The sequence below is a fragment of the Zongyangia acetica genome (genome assembly GCF_038739695.1).
Taxonomy (GTDB): Bacteria; Bacillota; Clostridia; order Oscillospirales; family Ruminococcaceae; genus Zongyangia; species Zongyangia gallinarum.
Genome location: NZ_JBBEWN010000004.1, coordinates 207,890 through 228,740, shown reverse-complemented (window position 1 = coordinate 228,740; position 20,851 = coordinate 207,890). Strand labels below are relative to the sequence as shown.

Annotated in this window: 21 protein-coding genes and 1 other annotated feature; of the genes, 7 read left to right on the top strand and 14 right to left on the bottom strand. The window is 49.8% G+C overall.

Annotated features, from left to right (window positions below):
* Positions 1 to 155: 155 nt before the first annotated feature.
* From WGC32_RS05645 to spoVG, 8 genes are all read right to left on the bottom strand, one after another.
* Complete coding sequence (locus WGC32_RS05645) at positions 156 to 2,195, bottom strand: bifunctional 4-hydroxy-3-methylbut-2-enyl diphosphate reductase/30S ribosomal protein S1 (RefSeq protein WP_342680976.1); 2,040 nt, start codon at positions 2,193 to 2,195, stop codon at positions 156 to 158.
* A 32-nt stretch (positions 2,196 to 2,227) separates the two neighbouring features.
* A complete protein-coding gene (locus WGC32_RS05640; protein ID WP_342680975.1) occupies positions 2,228 to 2,824 on the bottom strand; it encodes a lysophospholipid acyltransferase family protein in 597 nt (198 codons plus the stop codon).
* Positions 2,825 to 2,876: 52 nt separating this feature from the next.
* On the bottom strand, positions 2,877 to 3,539 hold the full coding sequence (cmk, locus tag WGC32_RS05635; protein ID WP_342680974.1) for a (d)CMP kinase: 663 nt from the start codon (positions 3,537 to 3,539) through the stop codon (positions 2,877 to 2,879).
* A 23-nt stretch (positions 3,540 to 3,562) separates the two neighbouring features.
* Positions 3,563 to 4,807 (bottom strand): BaiN/RdsA family NAD(P)/FAD-dependent oxidoreductase, encoded by a 1,245-nt coding sequence (locus tag WGC32_RS05630; protein ID WP_462933619.1) that lies wholly within the window; start codon positions 4,805 to 4,807, stop codon positions 3,563 to 3,565.
* Positions 4,804 to 5,691 carry an SIS domain-containing protein gene (locus tag WGC32_RS05625; protein WP_191509886.1) on the bottom strand — a complete coding sequence of 296 codons (888 nt, stop codon included), beginning with the start codon at positions 5,689 to 5,691 and terminating at the stop codon, positions 4,804 to 4,806. The genes WGC32_RS05630 and WGC32_RS05625 overlap by 4 nt, the downstream gene beginning before the upstream one ends.
* Positions 5,692 to 5,869: 178 nt before the next feature.
* Positions 5,870 to 6,442, bottom strand: a complete 573-nt coding sequence (locus WGC32_RS05620) for a dipicolinate synthase subunit B (protein WP_191482919.1) — start codon at positions 6,440 to 6,442, stop codon at positions 5,870 to 5,872.
* Entirely contained in the window at positions 6,429 to 7,313 is an 885-nt protein-coding gene (gene dpsA / locus WGC32_RS05615; protein ID WP_224771626.1) for a dipicolinate synthase subunit DpsA, read from the bottom strand. Before dpsA ends, WGC32_RS05620 begins: the two co-directional genes overlap by 14 nt.
* A gap of 185 nt (positions 7,314 to 7,498) precedes the next feature.
* On the bottom strand, positions 7,499 to 7,792 hold the full coding sequence (gene spoVG / locus WGC32_RS05610) for a septation regulator SpoVG (RefSeq protein WP_191482921.1): 294 nt from the start codon (positions 7,790 to 7,792) through the stop codon (positions 7,499 to 7,501).
* A gap of 242 nt (positions 7,793 to 8,034) precedes the next feature.
* Between spoVG and murC the strand changes: the two genes are divergently transcribed.
* On the top strand, positions 8,035 to 9,414 hold the full coding sequence (gene murC, locus WGC32_RS05605) for a UDP-N-acetylmuramate--L-alanine ligase (RefSeq protein ID WP_191509882.1): 1,380 nt from the start codon (positions 8,035 to 8,037) through the stop codon (positions 9,412 to 9,414).
* 187 nt (positions 9,415 to 9,601) lie between these two features.
* Here murC and WGC32_RS05600 read toward each other — a convergent pair whose 3' ends face one another.
* The 5 genes from WGC32_RS05600 to acpS form a co-directional block, all read right to left on the bottom strand.
* Entirely contained in the window at positions 9,602 to 9,961 is a 360-nt protein-coding gene (locus WGC32_RS05600; protein WP_191482922.1) for a type II toxin-antitoxin system PemK/MazF family toxin, read from the bottom strand.
* Between the two features lie 352 nt (positions 9,962 to 10,313).
* The gene (locus WGC32_RS05595; protein ID WP_342680973.1) at positions 10,314 to 10,652 is read right to left on the bottom strand and encodes a hypothetical protein; all 339 of its coding nucleotides are present in this window, start codon (positions 10,650 to 10,652) and stop codon (positions 10,314 to 10,316) included.
* A 154-nt stretch (positions 10,653 to 10,806) separates the two neighbouring features.
* The gene (locus WGC32_RS05590; RefSeq protein ID WP_342680972.1) at positions 10,807 to 11,352 is read right to left on the bottom strand and encodes a hypothetical protein; all 546 of its coding nucleotides are present in this window, start codon (positions 11,350 to 11,352) and stop codon (positions 10,807 to 10,809) included.
* 85 nt (positions 11,353 to 11,437) lie between these two features.
* On the bottom strand, positions 11,438 to 12,973 hold the full coding sequence (locus WGC32_RS05585; RefSeq protein ID WP_342680971.1) for an NAD(P)H-hydrate dehydratase: 1,536 nt from the start codon (positions 12,971 to 12,973) through the stop codon (positions 11,438 to 11,440).
* Positions 12,974 to 12,988: 15 nt separating this feature from the next.
* Positions 12,989 to 13,360, bottom strand: a complete 372-nt coding sequence (gene acpS, locus WGC32_RS05580) for a holo-ACP synthase (protein ID WP_342680970.1) — start codon at positions 13,358 to 13,360, stop codon at positions 12,989 to 12,991.
* A 162-nt stretch (positions 13,361 to 13,522) separates the two neighbouring features.
* Positions 13,523 to 13,762, top strand: a binding site (T-box leader).
* A gap of 97 nt (positions 13,763 to 13,859) precedes the next feature.
* Between acpS and pheS the strand changes: the two genes are divergently transcribed.
* The 5 genes from pheS (at position 13,860) to WGC32_RS05555 (ending at position 19,456) form a co-directional block, all read left to right on the top strand.
* Entirely contained in the window at positions 13,860 to 14,879 is a 1,020-nt protein-coding gene (gene pheS / locus WGC32_RS05575; protein ID WP_191509877.1) for a phenylalanine--tRNA ligase subunit alpha, read from the top strand.
* A 93-nt stretch (positions 14,880 to 14,972) separates the two neighbouring features.
* Complete coding sequence (gene pheT / locus WGC32_RS05570; protein ID WP_342680969.1) at positions 14,973 to 17,345, top strand: phenylalanine--tRNA ligase subunit beta; 2,373 nt, start codon at positions 14,973 to 14,975, stop codon at positions 17,343 to 17,345.
* A 169-nt stretch (positions 17,346 to 17,514) separates the two neighbouring features.
* Positions 17,515 to 17,760 carry an IreB family regulatory phosphoprotein gene (locus tag WGC32_RS05565; RefSeq protein WP_191481739.1) on the top strand — a complete coding sequence of 82 codons (246 nt, stop codon included), beginning with the start codon at positions 17,515 to 17,517 and terminating at the stop codon, positions 17,758 to 17,760.
* A 175-nt stretch (positions 17,761 to 17,935) separates the two neighbouring features.
* On the top strand, positions 17,936 to 18,247 hold the full coding sequence (locus WGC32_RS05560; RefSeq protein WP_342680968.1) for a hypothetical protein: 312 nt from the start codon (positions 17,936 to 17,938) through the stop codon (positions 18,245 to 18,247).
* 12 nt (positions 18,248 to 18,259) lie between these two features.
* Complete coding sequence (locus WGC32_RS05555) at positions 18,260 to 19,456, top strand: amidohydrolase family protein (RefSeq protein ID WP_342680967.1); 1,197 nt, start codon at positions 18,260 to 18,262, stop codon at positions 19,454 to 19,456.
* Between the two features lie 28 nt (positions 19,457 to 19,484).
* Here the strand turns inward: WGC32_RS05555 and WGC32_RS05550 are convergent, their stop codons facing one another.
* Positions 19,485 to 20,027 carry a GNAT family N-acetyltransferase gene (locus WGC32_RS05550; RefSeq protein ID WP_342680966.1) on the bottom strand — a complete coding sequence of 181 codons (543 nt, stop codon included), beginning with the start codon at positions 20,025 to 20,027 and terminating at the stop codon, positions 19,485 to 19,487.
* A 166-nt stretch (positions 20,028 to 20,193) separates the two neighbouring features.
* On the opposite strand from WGC32_RS05550, the gene WGC32_RS05545 reads away from it, so the two are divergent.
* Positions 20,194 to 20,733, top strand: a complete 540-nt coding sequence (locus WGC32_RS05545; protein WP_191509874.1) for a hypothetical protein — start codon at positions 20,194 to 20,196, stop codon at positions 20,731 to 20,733.
* The last annotated feature ends 118 nt before the right edge of the window (positions 20,734 to 20,851 follow it).

Sequence of the window (20,851 nt, the reverse complement as noted above, 5' to 3'; positions counted from 1 at the left end):
ATTATAGCAGCTTGGACGTTGCTTCTTGCTTAAGCTCTAAACTCCCACCGGCATAGCCGGCGGTTTTTGAAGCCCCAGCGACTTACCGCTGGGGCTTCTTTGCTAAAGCATAATAAAAAACGACGCAGTCACCTGCGTCGTTTTCTCAACTATAACTATTCTGCACTTTCAGGAGCGGACTCCTCTGCTGCGGCTTCTGCCTGCTGCTGAGCGAATGCCTGCATAGACTGCATGTCCTCCTGGACAGCGGCCTCCTGTGCGGCCTTCTCTCTCTCTTCAATCAGTGCCCGCATGGAGAGGCTGATTCTCTTCTTCTCGAAGTCGATGTCAGTAATCTTAACCTCGACCTCCTGTCCGATGGAAAGAACATCCTGCGGTTTGTTAATCCGCTCGGTGGAAATCTGAGAAATATGGATCAGTCCGTCAATGCCCGGAATGATCTGTGCAAAGGCACCAAAAGCGGTCATAGAAACAATCTTCACCTTGCAAACAGTACCCACTGGGTAATCTCTCTTGAGGATCTCCCAAGGATTGTCTTCTGCTTTCTTGAAGCCCAAGGAAATCTTTTTATTCTCAGCGTCAATATCCTTGACATAGACTTCTAGTACATCGCCTACGTTGCACACCTCAGACGGGTGCTTAATCCGGCTCCAGGAGAGCTCGGAAATGTGGACCATACCATCCACGCCACCCAGATCGACAAATGCGCCATAGGAGGTCAGGCTCTTAACAGCGCCGTGGTAAACTTTGCCCACTTCCACTTCGCTCCAGAACTTCTCTTCCAGTGCTTTTCTTTCTTCTCTGAGTACGGCACGGATAGAACCGATAGCACGACGGCGCTCCGGTTTTACTTCCAGGATCTTAAATCTAACCTGCTTTTTCAGCAGATCATCCAAGCTGTCGTTTCTGCTGGCAGTGGCCTGGGATGCCGGGATGAAGACCCGCACACCGTTGGTGGTAGCGATGACGCCGCCTTTGACCACTTCGACAACAACACCTTCCAGGATCTCGCCACTCTCAGCAGCCTCACAGATTTTCTCAAAACCAGCAATGGCATCATAACGGCGTTTGGAAAGCATGACGGTACCCTCAACATCATTGACACGGACAACAATCAGGTTGATCTCGTCGCCCTTTTTGACAATGTCTTCGGGTTTTGCGGTAGGATCATCAGTCAGTTCATGGAGGGGCACATAGCCGGCGTGCTTGGTGCCGATGTCCACAGAAATCTCATTGGGCGCAATGCCAGTGACAATGCCTGTTACCTTCTCTCCATTATATGTACTTTTGAGGGACTGTTCCAAAGCCTCCTCAAAATTCACATCTTCCTCGATGTTATTGTTGTTCAAAATTTCACTCATGGTTGTTTGTACCTCCTTAATTATAAAAGCCGGTGTTGATGCTCCGGCAGTAACGCCAACCTTGATTTTGCCGCCGAAATCATAGTCAAACAGTTCTTCCGCCGTTTCAATCAAAACAGTTTCACATATTCCGCTGCATATATCAAACAGCTTTAACGTATTAGAGCTGTGACGTCCACCGACAACTATCATTAAGTCCGACTTCCCGGCCAGAGAAATCGCTTCCTCTTGCCGCCTAGCCGTAGCACTACATATTGTAGCAAAAATCTCGAGATTTGTATATACTTTTTTCGCCATTTCTACGGATTTTTCCCACACCTTTTTATTAAAAGTCGTCTGGGAAACTAAAATGACCGGTTTTTTCTGCAATTCTGAATTTTTTTGCGCAATTTTTGTGAGTTCTTCCGGTGTTTGAAAAACGTAAACAGGTCCCAGACAGTGGCCGCAGATCCCCTGTACCTCGGGATGATTGGCATTGCCGGCAATGAGTACAACGTTGCCCTGCCGGGACTTTTCTGACACAATGGCGTGGATCTTTGCCACAAAGGGGCAGGTAGCGTCTACACAATGCAAGTTTCGGGCGGCGATCTCATCATAAGCCTTCATTCCCACGCCGTGGGAACGGATCACCAATGTGCTGTCCTGTGGCGCCTGGGCTACTGAATCTGCGATGGATGCGCCTTCCTTGCTGAGCTCCTCTACCATCTGCGGATTATGGATAATCGGGCCCAAGGTACAGACCTTCTCCCCACGCCTCAAAGTATCATACACCATTTGAACCGCTCGTTCCACTCCAAAGCAAAAGCCCGCGGTTTGTGCCACAGTTACCGGCATCTTTCTTCCTCCTGAAAAATCTTCCTCGCAAACTATTCCACCGGATCAAGGTTTTCCACAATCCGTTCCATAATCAGGTTACTTGCAAACTTGAGTTGAGAGGGAACCAATTCGGTGATCCCCAGCTCCTCATTTTTAATAAGCTTTCCGATCCGGATGGTAACCCCGCACCGGAAATGCAGTTTTTTCCCAAAGCTAATGCTCATGGGGAGGATATCCGCCCCCGTCTGATAGGCCAGCATAGCCACGCCCGATTTCGCGCGCAGGGGCTTTCCGTCTTTAGAACGGGTACCCTCTGGAAACATGACCATGGCCTTTCCGCTTTTCAGTAACCCAATGGCTGTCTCTATCGCTGTGGTGTCCCCTTTTCCCCTTTCAATGGGAAAAGCGCCCAGATGGCGAATCAAAAAACTAAAAAACGGGTTTTTAAAAAGCTCCGCCTTGGCCATAAAATGCAATTGATGAGGTGTGGCACCGCCCACAAATACCGGATCGGCATAGCTGCGATGGTTGGCGCAGAGAATATAGCCGCCCTCGGGCGGGATATTTTCTTTTCCCTCAATCCTTACTTTAAAAAACCAGTTCAGCGTATTACACGCGATCACTTTGGCAAATCCATAAAAACTCATGATACTCTTCCTCGGGATCGTCCCCGCTTGTCCTTTCGTCAATAGGTCGATGCTATATCTTTTCTTCCACAATTTTCATAACTGTCTCAATGCTTTGTTCTAAATCAAGATTGGTGGTATCTACCAAAACGGCGTCTTCCGCCTGTTTCAGCGGAGCCACCGCTCTATGGGAATCATTGTAGTCCCTCGTAATGACATCCTGGAGAATATCGTCATAGGAAACCTTTTCCCCCTTGGCCAGATGTTCGTCATGCCGGCGATGTGCTCTCGCCTCTGGCGACGCCGTGAGGAAGATTTTCACATCTGCATCGGGCAGCACCACAGTGCCAATATCCCGGCCATCCATCACCACATTGTTTTCCTTGGCCATATCCCGCTGTAGATCAAACAAGAATTCCCGTACCTGTGGGATGGCCGACACTCCCGACGCCGCCATGGCGATCTCCGGGGTGCGGATGAGGTCGCTGACATCCTCCCCATTTAAGAAAACCCGCTGAATCCCCTCTACATACCGCAGTTGGAGACTGATCTCCGGCAGCAAGGGAATCACCTGGGTCCCATCTGAGTAATCCTTGCCACAGCGCACGGCATAGAGGCCGATAGACCGATACAATGCGCCGGTATCCACATAGATAAACTGCTGTTTTGCCGCCACCGCCTTGGCGATGGTGCTCTTGCCCGCACCGGCAGGCCCGTCAATGGCAACCGCTTTCATAACAATACTCCCTCAAGCTTATTTTATACATGGGTTCCAGCCGCAAAACCGGTAGAAAAGGCAATCTGCAGGTTAAACCCTCCGGTATAAGCATCTAGATCCAGCACTTCTCCTGCAAAATAAAGGCCCCGGCAGAGTTTGGACTCCATAGTTTTGGGATCCACCTGTTTGACACTGACTCCGCCGGCCGTTACAATGGCTTCATTGATAGGGCGGAATGCTTTGGGTATGATGGTAAAGTCTTTCACCAGTTCCACAAGGTTCCGGCGCTGCTGACGTGTGATTTGGTGGACCTTGCTTGTCCCCTCAATACCCGAGCGCCGCACCATCACCGGAATCATTTTCCTTGGCAAAAGATCCCCTAGAGCATTCAAAAAATCCTTGTTTTTATATTTTTCAAAATCCCGGAGCAGCCGTGCATCCAGTTGTTCAGGAGAAAGTCCTGGCTTTAAGTCAATATGCAGTACATATTCTCCCATTATTTCATCATCCATATGGGATGATGCTGAAAGGACTAGGGGACCTGATACGCCAAAATGGGTAAAAAGCATCTCCCCCAGCTCTGAAAACATCTTTTTCTTTCCTTTGGTGACCGTCAGTGTCACGTTCCGCAGAGAAAGCCCCTGCATTTCTTTGCAAAAGCTGTCCTCCGTTTCAATCGGGATCAGAGAGGGACGGATTCGGGTCACCTCATGGCCCAGCATCCTAGCCAGCCGGTACCCATCTCCTGTGGAACCTGTTCCCGGGTAGCTCTCTCCCCCTGTCGCCACAATGACGTCAGTACAAGCGATGGTTTCCCCATCTGCCAATACAACAGCTTCCACGCCCTCTGCCCCGAATAAGATCTTCTCTACGCGCCCCTTTTGATAACGGGCGCCCGCACCCTTCGCAAACGCGCTGAGGGCATCCACAATGTCGGCAGCACGATCCGAGACGGGGAAAACCCGGTTGCCTCGTTCCGTCTTTAGCCGCACGCCCAGATTCTCAAAGAACTCCATGGTATCGGCGGTGGAAAATCCCGCGATAGCGGAATAGAGAAAGCGGGGGTTGGAGCGGATATTTTTGAGAAAGGTCTCATTGTCGCAGTCATTGGTCACATTGCACCGGCCCTTTCCGGTGATCATCACCTTCCGGGCAGGACGATCATTTTTATCTATCATCAGGACAGACCGTCCCCGTCTGGCAGCTTGTCCCGCCGCCATCAGCCCTGCGGCGCCGGCGCCAATGACCACTATCTTTTGCTCCATGACTTCCCTACTTTCATTCAAAACTGATGATCCGTATTGTCTTCGTCTTCTATCTTTTCATAGACGTTGTATTCATCCCAAATCCGCTCCAGCTTAGAAAAGGTTTTGGAAATCTCATCCTTTTTCTTGAGACCAACCGCCACAATCAGGGCATTGATCAGGCTCAGGGGAGCAACCAGGGAATCCACAAAAGAAGCCATGTCACTTCTCGCAAGGAGCAGATGGTCTGCCCCTTGGGCGATGGGGGACATTTTGCTGTCGGTAATGGACACCACTGTGGCACCCATATCAGAAGCATATTTCAGCGCCTTAACCGTCCGTTTGGAATAGCGCGGAAAGCTGATGCCAATAAAAATATCTCCCTTGCCGATGCGCAGCATCTGCTCAAACATCTCGCTGGTACTGGAAGTGTTGACAAGCCGTACATTTTCAAACAGATGGTTAAAATAAAAACTGAGAAATCCAGCCAAGGTGGCGGAACTGCGGATTCCCAGAATATAGATATTTTTTGCCGCTGTAATGTCCTCCACTGCCGCGGTAAAATCCTCCTTTGAGGTTTCATCCAAGGTCCGGCGGATTTTCTCAATATCCAGATTCAGCACCTTTTCCAGCACGTCGGAATTGCCGATCTGCTCATTGGTGACCTCCATCCGCTGCACCGCCGTCAATTTGTTGCGGATCATCTCCTGGATATTGCGCTGCAACTGGGGATAGCCTTCGAAACCTACCTCTGACGCAAAACGGACCACCGTGGATTCGCTCACTCCGACCGTTTGGCCCAGCTTGGAGGCCGTCATAAAGGCCGCTTTGTCATAATGCTCTATAATGTAGCGGGCGATGAGCTTTTGCCCTTTGGAAAAGCTGGACATCTTGCCCTCAATCATCGCCAGTAAATCTACGCTCATGGTATTGTCTTCATCCTTTCCGGTCTCTATCACAGGGGCGTTTTAGGCGAAAAAATGCGCTCCCGCTCTTTGCCGTTCTCTTTCATTTTATCCGCTTGGGCTGCAAAATGCAAGATGAACCCGCACTTTTTTCCATCAAAAATGCAGGAAACAAAATGTTTCCTGCATTTTATGCTATTTACCGAATGACAGGCTGAATCTGCACGTTTTTCAGCGCCATTTGGATAGCAGGTGCAATCTGGGTGAAATCTGCTACCAGGGACGATGGTTTATGGATATGATCATCCTGATCATAGGGAACAAAATAGATATATTTTGCATTTTGCAGCATCCCGATGTTCTTGGCCGAAGCCCCTAAGCCGTCATTGGTGGACACGGCAATAACCACCGGCTTTGCGTTGCGGATGTGTGCTTTGGCCGCCATGGTTACGCTGGAATCGGTGATCCCACAGGCCAGTTTTCCCAGGGTATTTCCTGTGCAGGGGGCGATGACCAACACATCCAAAAGCTTTTTAGGGCCGATGGGTTCAGCCTCATCAATGGTATGGATGATCTTTTTCCCTGTCATCTCCTCGACCTGTGCAATAAAATCCTCCGCCTTTCCAAATCGGGTATCGGTTGCATAGGCAAACTCTGACATGATAGGTACCACATCATAGCCCAACTCCACAAGACGCTCTATTTCTGGCAGCACCTTGGAGAATGTACAGAATGAGCCGCACATGGCAAACCCTACTCTAATTTTTTCCATCTCTTTCCCTCCTCTCGGCAATCATATTAACAATGGTGTTCTTTACAATTTCTCCGGCCGTCACCGGGGCGGCCTTTCCAGGGAGGGATAGCGCCCAGATGGTTTTCAGCCCCAGTTGCTTGGCTGTCTCAAAATCCACACCGCCGGGTTTGGATGCCAAATCAACCAGCAGGCAGCTGGAACTGAGCCGGGAAAGCATCTGTCGGGGCAGAACCACGGCAGGTACGGTATTGACGACCACGTCCTGCTCCCCAATGCATTCGGCCAGATTTGAGAGATGAACTCCCTGGCATCCCCAAATTTCGGCCCAAGCAAGATCGCCGTATTTTCTCGCCGCTACCGTCACCTTCGCTCCCATAGCGGTGAGAATTCGCACCAGTGCTTTAGAAATACGGCCAAAACCGGTTACAAGAATGCGGCGCTGATAGATGGTGGTAGGCAGTTCCCGCAAGATGATCTCCACCGCTCCCTCCGCTGTCGCCTGGGCGTTATGTACCGCGAATTCCTCCCGTCTGAAATAGTCTTCAATAGGATGTCCTGTCCTCTCAAAAATAGCTTGTGTATTTTCATCTATCCGCCCCCCAAAGACCAGGGATGCCGGCGGAAGCTGCTTTGCGCAATCATCAAGATCCAAGGTGTGCTTGGAGAGGGGCATATTCACCGTCTTGCCATCCAGTGTCATGGGCAACGGAAAAATGGCAGCATCGCATAGCGAAAGCGCAATATCAGCACGGTCAGACATGATGATACCTTCGGGCGGTTCCACACCCTCATCAAAGCCTACCGCATACACGGTATAGCCGCTTTGGACAAATGCCTGTGCCAAATACATCTGCCGCAGGTCTCCTCCCACCACTGCAATTGTCTTCATCTCTTTCACAAGGGAACCCTCCCAGCCGTCAAAATTATAGACTGTCTGTATTCTTCTGTCTGGCCTGATAAGCAAAACTATCTGTTTCCAAATAAAAAGTCCTCACAGGATTTTCTTCTATATCCTATGAGGACCTATCCAAACAAGTTCCATTTTTATTGGGACTGCAGCCTATACTTTTCCCTTTACTGGCGGTGTTCCTGTTCCGCCTCTTCCTCCAGAAGAGCCAGGTGTTCGTGATAGCGCTCCAATATCATGCTCTCCATCATGCGTCGAGCCTCAGGGGTGATGGGGTGGACAATATCGCGGAACGTACCACTCTCCTCCCTGCGGCTGGGCATAGCTACAAAAAGTCGCTCCGGCCCCTCAATGACCTTGATGTCATGGACCGCCAGGTCATTGTCCACTGTAATAGATACCAGCGCCTTCAGCCGGGTGTCCTGATAAATTCTTCGAATACGGATGTCTGTAATATTCATGGCATTTTCCCTTTCTTTGTCAAAATCTCTGCATGTTTACACTGTTAATTATGAAGCAATTGGGAAAAGGTTATTCATGACAGAAGCATCTCACTGGAAAAAAACAAAAAAGTTCATTTGGAGCCTTTTTTTGCCTTCCCACCACAAAAATCTTAGAAAAGTGTTTATTTTATGGGCAAAGCGCAATATAATAGAAAAGGCAGCTTCATGCAGATTTTCCATAGAAAGGTTTGAATACATCCATGGCCAAAGTGACCCACGCGGACATTCACATATTGCAGGGGAAAAAGCATCTCCATTTTATCGGCATCGGTGGATCTGGTATGTATCCCCTGGTGCAGATTCTCCATAAAAAAGGTTATTATATCACCGGTTCTGATAATAATGAAACCGATACTCTAGCTGCGGAGCGGGCCCTTGGCATCCCGATTTTTATGGGACAAAGGGCCGAGAATATCCAAGGGGCGGACCTTATCGTCTACACAGCGGCTATCATGGCCGACAATCCCGAACTCATTGCCGCAATGGAGTCGGATGTGCCTGCCATTGAACGCTCTGTGCTGCTGGGGATTGTCACCGGTCAGTATTCCAACGCCATCTGTGTTAGCGGCACCCATGGAAAGACCACCACTACCTCGATGATTACCCAGATCTTGGTGGAGGCAAATTTGGATCCCACTGCGGTTATCGGGGGAAAACTCCCTCTCATCGGCGGAAGCGGCCGGGTGGGAGAAAGTGATACCATGGTATGTGAAGCCTGTGAATTCGTTGACACATTTTTAAAGCTTTATCCTGATATTGCAGTCATCCTCAACATAGATGCCGATCATTTGGACTACTTCGGCACAGTGGAAAATATCATCAAATCTTTCCACAAGTTTGCCTCCAACGCCACCAAGGCTATCCTGGTCAATGGTGACGATGCAAACTCCATGAAGGCTCTGGAAGGGCTCGACAAAAAGGTGATTACCTTTGGCTTTGGGGAAGAAAACGACTATTTTCCCCGGAATATTCAGGTGATCTCGGAACGGCATACCCAGTTTGAGCTGTGGAGCAAGGCAGACGGCCGATTGTCCCGGATGGTCATCGCTGTTCCCGGCCATCACAACGTTCTCAACGCAGTCGCAGCTGCTGTGGCCTCTTTCCAGGCCGGCGCCACCCCGGAGCAGGCGGCCGCGGGACTGTCCCACTTCGGCGGGGCCAAACGCCGTTTTGAGATTCTCGGTCAGGTGCGGGGCATTACTATTGCCGACGATTACGCCCACCATCCGGCGGAAATCAAGGTCACATTAGAGGCTGCCAAGTCCATGCACTATAAAAAGGTGTGGGCGGTATTTCAGCCCTTTACCTATTCCAGGACCAAAATGCTGTTGGATGATTTTGCAGCGTCCCTCTCCATCGCCGATCAAGTGGTCCTTTCTGAAATCATGGGCTCGCGGGAAAAAAACACCTATAACATCTACGCCAAGGATCTGGCGGAGAAAATCGAGGGGTGTGTATGGTTTCCTGAGTTTCCTGAGATCGCCCAATATGTCATGAGCCACGCAGAGGACGGCGACCTGGTCATCACGCTAGGCTGCGGCGATGTCAATAAATGCGCCAATATGATGCTGACACTTTAAGGCGAAGTCGGGCTATATAAAAGAAGAAAAATAAGCAGAGGAGGGCTTTTGCCCTCCTCTGCTTTTATTTACAGGCACCCGAAAATCTTTCCGAATCCTGTACGGCGCTGGAAGCTGCATAAAAGCGTCGTTATAATATTCCTTCTGCAGCATTTGTTTTTACGTCCGACGCTTTTATGTATCCTCACTAGCGCCGATGATCGTCTGGCAATCCAAAACTGATAGAAAGTGCTTTGTTGATCGGTTCCATTGCGCCGTCGTCCAGCCTCCCCATTTTCTCCTTGAGCCGTCTTTTGTCAATGGTCCGAATCTGTTCCAGCAGCACTACGGAATCTCGGGAAAGCCCGCACTGGGTACCGCTGACGTCAATATGGGTTGGAAGCTTTGTTTTTTCCTTCTGGCTGGTGATGGCGGCTGCTATGACCGTAGGGCTGTAACGGTTCCCCACGTCATTTTGTACTATGAGTACCGGCCTCAATCCTCCCTGTTCGGAACCGACTACAGGGCTGAGATCCGCATAGTAAATATCGCCTCGTTTGACAGTCACGCTGACTCACGCTCCGCCTTTGATTTACTCGGATGCATCCTGAGCTTATTGTTCCCCCAAAAGACAAAACTTAATCATGGCGATGATAAAAAATTGCTTTTTATCATCGGCTTGCCTCTGTGTTTTACAGGAGCAATCTATCCCTTTCGCCACAACTCATTGGGAGACAGTACTGCATACGCGGCACGTCCCTTTCGCCCCGGCTTTGGGGGCCCGTTTTCATTATATTGCCCTCCCTCTGTTTTTGACCGTCATACAGCCTCTTTCTCTACCATCCAAACATAGCAAAAAAACGTCCTGTGGCTTTCATCCAGCTCCAAGGCGCTTGAAAACGCAAAGGATACAACCTCGATTAAAAAGTTTGTTTCTTTTTCAGCCAGATCACGGTGACAATGAAGAAAGCTATCATAAGAAGATACACAAAAAGGATGATCCACGGAAAGGCCATTCGATCCACCCGCGCTGATTGCACCAAAAACTCCCAATCACTGCCGCCAAAAGCAAAGTAGCGTTTTCTTGAGCACCACCAAAGGACCAGCGCAGGTGCCGCTAGGCTTAATATAATCTGTATGGTGCCTCTTCCCCAGCCTTTCTTTTGAAGCGCCAAAACACCCACACACAACGTGACGCCGGAAATCAGCCCCAATATTATACCCAACAGCATGGTCCCCTCTCCTTCCCATTGATTCATTTTATCACATGAAGATTATACCTTTTCCCCTTTTTCCCCTATCCTCCTACAACCAACAAAACGAATATGGCCCTTTCATAATCAATTACTGGCGTAGACTGAACCCTGTTTCTCGTCGTCAAAAGGCCCTGGCTTTTGGAGCCAGGGCCTTTTCTCACTGTAAAAAGGTAAAATTTTCAAAACTGATGTCGAGCTCTTCATCGGGAATTTGCAAGTCTAAAATATTCCCGCTCTCCCCGTCCAACCGCAGGGAAAACTGGAAGCTCTGCTGATTGGACACAATCTCAACAACATCCTTTTCCACCGAAATATCCACCCCGTTTTTCTCCGCGGCTGTAGTCAGTGCTTTTACCAGCAGCTTCACTACTGCTCCTCCCACTGCGGAATTGGGGTCGATATCCACATGAAAGCCTTTATAGCTAATCCCCAGCTTTTCATCGGACAGATCGAACTGCATTCCTGCCAGATTCTCCGGGGCTGTAAAATCAACGGTACAGCCTCCGCCTTCTTTCTTGATCTGAGCTTCGGCTTCCATCCCCTTATACTTGATCTTGGCAGAGGAGGCAAAATCCGTCTGGAGCTTCTCGCTTATCTGGGCTTCGCTGAGTGCCGCCTCCCCACCTGTGGAGGCCTCCTTACAGCCGGCAAGTACCGACACGGATAAAAGAACGGCTAAGAGCAAAGAAATAACCCGCTTCATATTTCCTTCGTCTCCATTCCGCCGCCGGGGCGGCATGAAATTTGAAGAAAGCCCGCTTTCACCCTGCTCTATTTTATCCGCCTGGTTACCTCCCGTTTTCGGCAAAAATGTGGCACAGATCCGTCAGCATATCGGTGGGAAGCATTCCATATTCCGACAGCCGTTTGGAACAACGGTCCGCCGCCGCGCCGTGAAGATACACTCCACAGGCCGCTGCAATGTCGGCAGGGAGTCCCTGGGCCACAAAAGAGGCAATCATCCCGGCCAGGATGTCCCCGCTTCCACCTTTAGAAAGTCCGGGGTTGCCATTGGTATTAATATAGACCTGACCTTCTGGGGAAAACACCAGGGTATTTGTCCCCTTGAGAACCAGGGTCACACCGTATTCCTGGGCGAAATGCTTTCCAATGTTGTAGCGGTCAGCTACAATCTGAGACACAGTTTTTCCACATAGCCGGGACATCTCTCCCAGATGCGGAGTCAAGATCACAGGGGCTTTGGCTTTCTTTAATATATCTATGTCTTGTGCCAGGGCATTTATACCATCGGCATCCACTACAACGGGACAATCTGCCTTCTGGAGCACTTCCTGGACAATCTGGACGGTATCTTCATCCAGTCCCAGTCCGCAGCCTATCAGGCAGGCGTTACTTGTTTTCAGCTTTTCCAAAATCCCAGGCAGATTCTGGGCCGAGATCCGTCCACTGTCATTGGCATGCAGAGGCAGGAACAGGGATTCAGTGAGGCGCACCGACACCGGTACTGTCAGCTCCTCTACTGTTCCCAAAGTCACAAGCCCGGCGCCGCACCGCAGAGCGGCAGTAGTGGACATCAGGGCCGCACCGCACATCCCCACACTGCCGCACAGATTGAGGAGCCTGCCATAGGTGCCCTTATGGGAGTTGCGGGGCCGCTTCTTGATCTGGGAAAATGCAAAGCCGTTGGTCAGATGGGTATGGGAAAGGGGAACCTGCTGATGAACTCTGGGGTCAATTCCGATATCAGCTAACATAACACAACCGCAGTTTTCCGCAGATTCTAAAAGAAGATGGGCGGGCTTATAGCAGTCAAAGGTAACGGTATAATTTGCCCGAACCGCACCAGCGGCCACCCGTCCGGTATTGGCTTCTACTCCGCTGGGGATATCCACTGCAAAGGTACAGGTATCGCTTTTGACAATCAGTGCGGCGATTTCTTTCACCGTGTCGTCCAATTCCCCATGAAAACCGGTACCATAGATGGCGTCCACCGTCACATCACAATGGGACATCCATCTGTATACCTCTTCCCGATCCTCCTCAAAAGAGACAATTTCCACGCCAGCTTCTTTGGCCCGCTCATACATAGTTACAGCGTCGGGGGTTACCGGCGGCTTGTGGACCATGACCAAAAGCACCTTGGCATCCCTTGCCAGAAGGTTTTTTCCCACAACATAACCGTCTCCGCCGTTGTTGCCGTGTCCGCAGAAGATAACACATCGAATCACGGACACCTCCATCTTCTCTTCAATAGCCTCCGTCACTCTATCTCCTGCGTTTTGCATAAGGGACAGATAGGTCTGTCCATATTGGAGAGATCCAGCTTCGATCTCCTTCATTTCTTTGGATGTTGCAATTGCCATGATGTATCCTCCTTCTTATTCGTGATCGCTCACCGCTGTCACAAAGCAGATGGCATACTCCTTGGTATGGCTGATGGAAACGGAAAAATTCATTCCCCGCTGTTCCGCCAGCTGTTTTGCTCTGCCGGTCAGATGAAGATAGGGCCGGCCGGCCTCATCCCGCAATGTCGCCACTTCGGTCAAGGAAAACCCCCGCACTCCGGTGCCCATGGCTTTGCCAAACGCTTCCTTGGCGGCAAAATTAGCTGCTATGGTAGGCAGAGGATTCCCTTTGGATAGAAATAGGTTCCTTTCTTCCTCCGAAAACACCCGCTGCATAAAGTGGGGACGCTGGACGCAGCGTTTCAGCCTGCCAATCTCGATGAGATCCACTCCGGCATATACCATATCTGTTTCCCTCCCGGCATTTTCTTTGTCACATATTATAGCATAGTCTGTCCTTCTTTGCCCTCTTTTTCTTCTTTTCTTTTCAGCGAAGAAAAGCGGATTTTTCCCGTAAACATGGGAAAAAGCTCTTGCAAAGGGATCATTTCTGTGCTAAGATAAAACACAAACGCAAAGACTGAGAGAGTAGCTTCCCATTGCCGGAGCAGAGAGGGCTGGTCATCGGCTGAAAACTGGTCCGCCGGGGTCAAGGGATGTGAAGTTCACTCACGAGCGGCGGCGCTGAAACGTTCGTAAGTAGGCGCCGACGGGTGATGCTCCCGTTACAGAGCGGCAGAGTGTTTGCTCTTGATGCAAAAATCCGGGTGGTACCGCGGAAACGCAATGTGCGCTTTCGTCCCTGTTGTCGATGGGGATGAAGGCTTTTTTTATTGCCTTCTGCCGTGAGCAGCGCCGGGAAAATTTGGTGCAAACAATGAAAACTATAGATGAGGTGAACACAATGAAAGAAGCGTTAAACGCAATCCGGCAGCAGGCGGAGCAGTTGATCCACGCCGCGCAGGATATGAAGGAAGTTGACGCCCTTCGCGTCAGGTTCCTGGGCAAAAAAGGAGAACTGACCGCCATCCTCAAACAGATGGGGAAGCTTTCTGCGGAGGAGCGCCCGGTCATCGGCCAACTGGCCAACGAAATCCGCACTAATATTGAAAACGCTATCGCAGCCCGCAATGAAGAACTCAAGGCAGCTCAGCTGACTGCTCAGCTGGAGAGCGAAAGGCTGGATGTGACCATGCCCGGCAAACGGCATCCTCTGGGCAAAAAGCATCCCCTGACCCTGGTATTGGACGAAATCAAAGAGATATTCCTGGGTATGGGCTTCGACATTGCCCAGGGCCCGGAGGTGGAACTCGACTACTATAACTTTGAAGCGCTCAACATCCCCAAGAACCATCCGGCCCGGGATACCCAAGACACATTCTATATTAATGACAATGTTCTTCTCCGCACCCAGACCTCACCGGTGCAGATCCGGGTCATGGAGAAACAAAGGCCTCCCATCCGGGTCATCGCTCCCGGCCGGGTCTATCGTTCCGATGCCGTGGATGCCACCCACTCCCCCCTCTTCCATCAGATTGAGGGCTTGGTTGTAGACAAAGGCGTTACCATGGCGGATCTCAAAGGCACCTTGGAGATTTTCGTCAAACGGCTTTATGGCGAGGATACGGTGGTTCGTTTCCGCCCCCATCACTTCCCCTTCACCGAGCCCAGCGCAGAACTGGACATCCAGTGCTTTGCCTGCCATGGCGAAGGTTGCCGGCTGTGTAAAGGCGAGGGATGGATCGAGCTTTTGGGCTGTGGTATGGTTCACCCCAAAGTTCTGGAAATTTGTAATGTGGATCCAGAGGAATACAGCGGCTTTGCTTTTGGCATGGGTCTGGAACGAATCGTCATGCGCCGTTTTGGTATCGACGACCTGCGCTTGTTCTTCGAAAACGACCTGCGCTTCCTTGACCAGTTTTAATCCATCCATTTTGTAAATACTTGCTCCAAATTCATCCGCTGGAGCTTTTGACAGTAAATTGCCGCTTGCGGTAGCGGCGGAAATGGTTTTTCTATGAATTTATCCATGAGATGGTTATCCGACTTTGTCGATATTGACGCCAAACCCCATGATTTCTGCGAAGCTATCACCCTGTCCGGTTCTAAAGTTGAGGGTTACACTGTAGAAGGCAGTGAGATCAGCAATGTGATCGTGGGAAAAATCCTCTCCATTGAAAAGCATCCTGATGCGGACAAGCTGGTCGTATGTCAGGTAGATGTAGGCTCTGGTGAGCCCATCCAGATTGTCACCGGCGCCACCAACCTAACGGTAGGGGATGTGGTCCCCGTAGCCATGGACAACTCTACGCTGCCCGGCGGCAAAAAAATCCGCAAGGGAAAGCTGCGGGGCGTTGTCTCCAACGGCATGCTTTGCTCTCTGGGCGAATTGGGCCTTACCGTACACGACTTTCCCAACGCCATCGAGGACGGCATTATGGTCATTGATGAAGATGTAAAGCTGGGGCAGGACATCCGAGAGGCTTTAGGCCTTAACGACACCTGTGTGGAGTTTGAAATCACCTCCAACCGCCCCGACTGTTTCTCCATCATCGGTTTGGCACGGGAGGCTGCCGCCACCTATAACCTGCCCCTAAAGCTCCACACCCCTGTGGTGAAAGGCACTGACGGGGATGTCAATGATCTGCTTCAGGTAGAGGTGAAAAATCCGGAACTCTGCATGCGTTATATTGCCCGGATGGTCAAAAATGTAAAAATTGAGCCCTCTCCCCGTTGGATGCGGGAGCGTCTGCGGGCTTGCGGCGTTCGGCCCATCAACAATATTGTCGATATTACCAACTATGTCATGCTGGAATACGGCCAGCCCATGCATGCTTTTGACTACAAATATGTCAACGGCCACAAGATCACCGTCCGCACCGCCAAAAATGGGGAGAAAATCACTACCTTGGACGATGTGGAGCGCAATCTGGATGAAAGCATGCTGGTCATCGCCGATGAGAAAGGCCCTGTGGCCGTTGCAGGCGTCATGGGCGGTGAATTTTCCAGCATCATGGATGACACCGACACCATTGTTTTTGAATCTGCCTGTTTTAACGGTCCCAGTGTCCGGCTGACCTCCAAAAAGCTGGGACTGCGCACCGAAAGCTCTGGCCGCTACGAAAAGGGGTTGGATCCCAACAACACCAAACCCGCCGTAGACCGTGCCTGCGAGCTCATCGAAATGCTGGGAGCGGGCGAGGTCATCGGCGGCTATGTGGATGTGGACAACTCGGATAAGGCCCAGCGCCGTATCAAACTGGATGTGGACTGGACCAACCGCTTCCTCGGCATTGACATCCCAAGGGAGCAGATGGTGGACTATTTGGAACGGGTCGGCTGCGTTATGGATGGAGACGATATCATTGTCCCCTCCTCCCGCCCGGATCTGGAGCATAAAGCTGACATTTCAGAGGAAATCGCCCGGTTCTACGGCTATGATAAAATCCCTGTCACCGCCATCCGGGGTACAGCCCAAGGCCATCTGACCGAACAGCAGAAATTTGAACGGACCGTCAGCAACACTCTGCTCAGCCAGGGGCTCTATGAGATTATGACCTATTCCTTCATCAGCCCCAAATACTATGACAAAATCCGGCTGCCAGAGGATAGCCCCCTGCGCAAATGCGTCACCATCCAAAACCCCTTGGGCGAGGATACCAGCGTTATGCGCACCACCACCCTCCCCTCTATGCTGGAGATTCTGGCCAAAAACTATAATAACCGCAACGAAAGCGCAGCTCTTTTTGAGCTTTCTCCCGAATATATCCCCACAGAAAATCCCCTGCCTGACGAAAACGTTCAGGTAACCCTGGGCATGTATGGGGAACAGTATGATTTCTACTCCCTCAAAGGCGTAGTAGAGGCGCTGCTGGATGTGCTGGGAATTGCCGATTATGATGTATCCGCTGTCAGCGATAACCCCACCTTCCATCCTGGCCGGTGTGCCTGCATCAGCAAAGATGGACGGGACATCGGCACGATTGGTGAAATTCATCCCCTTGTGCTGCAAAACTATGGCATTAATACCAAGGTCTACGCCGCCAAATTGGACGCCTCCGCCCTCTTTGATCTGCGCTGCGTATCCAAGGAATATAAGCCTCTGCCCAAATATCCGGCGACTGCCCGGGATATTGCGGTGCTCTGTGATGATGCTTTGCCGGTCCTGGATATGAAGAAAGCTATCCAGAAGGCTGCTGGTCCTATTCTGGAGAGAGTTTCTCTCTTTGACGTTTATAAGGGTCAACAGGTTCCTGACGGCAAAAAGAGCGTAGCATGGAGTTTGTCCTTCCGCGCTCCCGACCGTACCCTCACCGATGAGGAGACCGATGGAGCCATGAAGAAGGTCCTCAAGGCTTTAGATGAGATGGGCGCTGTTCTCCGTTCTTAAGACAAAGTTTTTTATGAAGGCAGCCTTTGATGAAGGCTGCCTTTGTTTTTATTCCCGGTTTTCTCTTTGGTCTTCTTTGATTTTTCATAAAAATCTCATAAGAGATTTGCAACTTCGACTTGATAATTCTCCTGTTTTAGTGTATGCTAGTGTACAAAGAGGTGGTATCATGCACGAACCGACAATATCGTTTTCAATTCATGAAGATAAGGAAAAAGAGATCAAGCAGATACTGACGTCTGTGTACGATGCTTTGCGCCAAAAAGGGTATAATCCCATTAACCAGATTGTGGGGTATATTCTCTCTGAGGATCCCACATATATTACAACTCACAACAATGCGCGGAGCCTCATCCGCCGGGTGGACCGGGATGAGCTACTTCAGCTGCTTGTCAAGTCCTATCTGAATGACTAAATCATAAACGATAGCAAAGCCGCGGCCAAATCGATAAAGGCCGCGGTTTCTTTCATGGCACTTTCTTTACTTGCTGGCAAAATTATGGTAAAATATAGATCTACATTCATTTTGTTTTTGATACCACTGTGTAAAACAAGGTTGCATGATATAGAATCATAAGGAGGTATGTTTCATGGCAGAGAACAAGGACCAGGAGTTTTTGACATACAAAGGGCGTCCGCTGGTTCGCAGCGGAAAAACCCTATATTACGGCAGCATGTCAGACGAAAGTGTGGTCATGCTCCAGATTCTCTCCACCAAAGAGGAGGAAGGTATGGAGATGGCCAGCCGCGTGTCTGTGCAGATGATCAGCACCGATACCACCAAGAATCCGGCAGAGCGGATTCTCAAAAAGAGCGAGCAGGACGGGTTGTATAACGCCCTGGATATTGCCAGCATCTGGCTGGATCGGTTGGACAAACAAAACGGAACCAAAGCAGAATAAGAGGTGGATACCATGAATGCGATTTATGAACGCTTAATGGAACATATGCAGGATCATCCCATCATCAACACCCATTCCCACAGCTTACCTACCGTAGATGGCAGTGACATGACATTGGATACCATGCTCCACTCCACCTATATGGGTTGGAAGGCCATCAATGCCGAAGGCTACGGGGATGACAAGGACGCTTTTGTAAAGGACATGCGTTTTAATTCCTACTTCACCTATTTTCAAAAGTCCTTGCAGGAGCTCTACGGCTTAAATGAGCCTATTTCTAAAAAGACATGGCAGCTTTACAGCGATAAAATTCATGAGGCCTATCAGGATAAGCTCCACCGCACCAACATTCTCCGGGAAAAATGCCGATATGAAAAGGTCATTGTGGACTCCTATTGGAATCCCGGTGAGATTCAGGGCTTTGGCGGTATGATGACTGCGGCCTACCGGATCAATATGTATTTGTTTGGATACTCCAAAACGGCGGTGGATCACAAAGGCAAAAACCCCTTCCAGGTCTATGGCTGGCCGGATGCGCCTACCATCGACGATTATGTGGCGCTCATGCGCCGTCAGATCGGTCTCAAGCTGGATGAGGGCTGTGTAGCAATCAAAGCGGGCTGCGCTTATGACCGCGGACTGGACTTTATGCCCACCACCAAGTATGAAGCAGCCAAAGCATACATGAATCCCGACGCTACCCCAGAGGAGATCAAGGCATTTCAGGATTACATCTTTGATCAAATCTGCAAATATGCCGCCGAGCGGGATGTCCCTGTTCAGTGCCATACGGGACTTGCCCGTCTCAACAAATCCAACGCCATGTGGCTCAAACCCATCATTGACCAGAACCCTGACACCCGCTTTGTCATCTTCCACGGCAGCTATCCATGGATGGATGATGTGCTGGCGCTGGTTCACAACTACCCCAACGTCTATCCCGACCTTTGCTGGATGCCTATTCTCTCCCCCAGCGCCACGGAACGGTTCCTGGAAGAGCTGTTGGAATTGGGGAATGCGTCAAAGATCTGTTGGGGATGCGACACCTGGATGGCGGAGGATAGCTTTGGCGCCCTCTTAGCCGCCCGTCATGTTTTTGCAAAGCTCCTTTCCCGCAAGGTAGAGGAAGGATTTATGAACGAAGAAGAAGCCAAAGCACTGATTAGCGATATCCTTTATAACAACGCCAAAAAAATCTATAAATTTTAAAAGAAGGCAGCCATAAGGCTGCCTTCTTTTATTCTCTTGAACCAGCTGGCCAGATTTTCGGATTCATGGTGCCGTTACTGTATTTTTTAAAAAAACCTGAAAATTCTTCCGGATCGAATTCTCCATTTTTGATGATAACTTCCTGCTTCACATGGGAAAGCTCTATATAATACCCCGTTTCCGCATACCCATTTTTCAGATAAAACTTTTTGCGCTGCAATCTTTGCTCTCTATTCTCTGCCGCTTCGTCGCAGCGCTCTATGGAGACGATGATCTTATGGCGAGGATAACGTTTTTGAATCTCATCTAATATTCTGCTGCCATAACCCTGAGAGCGCAGAGGGGGATCCACTGCCAAAAACATTATGAACACTATAGGATCTACCATGGCCAGGTATGCAAAGCCGCATACTTGGCCCTTCTCATGAAAAGACAAAAACTCTGTGGTTGGCATTTTGGACAAGACCAGCATCAATAAATAGGGCATTCTCTCCTCTTTTGGAAAAGACGCAAGATAAATTTCTTTTACTTTTTTACTCTTTCTTGTCACATTTTCAGTCGATAAAGCCATGCAAATTCCGCCTTTCCAGTGCAGCTCTCATTGCTCTCGTTATCCTTTATTTTATAGATGTTTTAAATTTATCATATTCTCAAAAATACTTCTATCACTGCCATGATGAATTTATCTTTTCGGGTTACAATAATAGATGTCATTTTCTTCGAAATGAGGGTGTAGATTGCTAACCATTGTTGTTGTCGGAAAAAAATCCGATAAAAAAACGGTCAAATTCATCGCTAGAGCTCTTTCTCCCCAGTTTTCTATTCTCTATATCGGCAACGATAAAATCCAGGGACATCCCAGCGGGCATTATGACTTTCTCATCTACGAAACTGAAAAGCTTGTTCCCATAACGAGTGAAAATGCTGTCATTATTTTTAAAAGCCACAGTATTCCCCAAACTTGTCAGCCCTCCCTAGACGGATGCTACGCGGTGGTAGATTCCGACGACGAAGACGCCACGGAACTTTCGCGGCAGATGGGGCTGCGTGTCATCACCTGTGGGCTCTCCTCTAAGGATACCTTTACCTACTCCAGCTTTACTTCTGACAGCTCCGTTGTCTGCTTGCAGCGTTCTATTCCCTTTTGCGGACGGCAGATTGAACCCTTTGAGCTTCCGACTGACAACAGCAATCCCTTTGACCGATACCTGACCCTGGTGGTTTCCTGTATTCTCGCTCTATCCGGCCATACACAGTTTATTGAAACGCTGACATGAATACTTTTTATTCTTCATTCTCTTCCGTCACAGTCAAAAAACAACAAAAACCAAGGCGGAAATTACCACTCATATTCGTTCCCCGAAAGATTACAATAATAGTGCAAACGCAATCAAG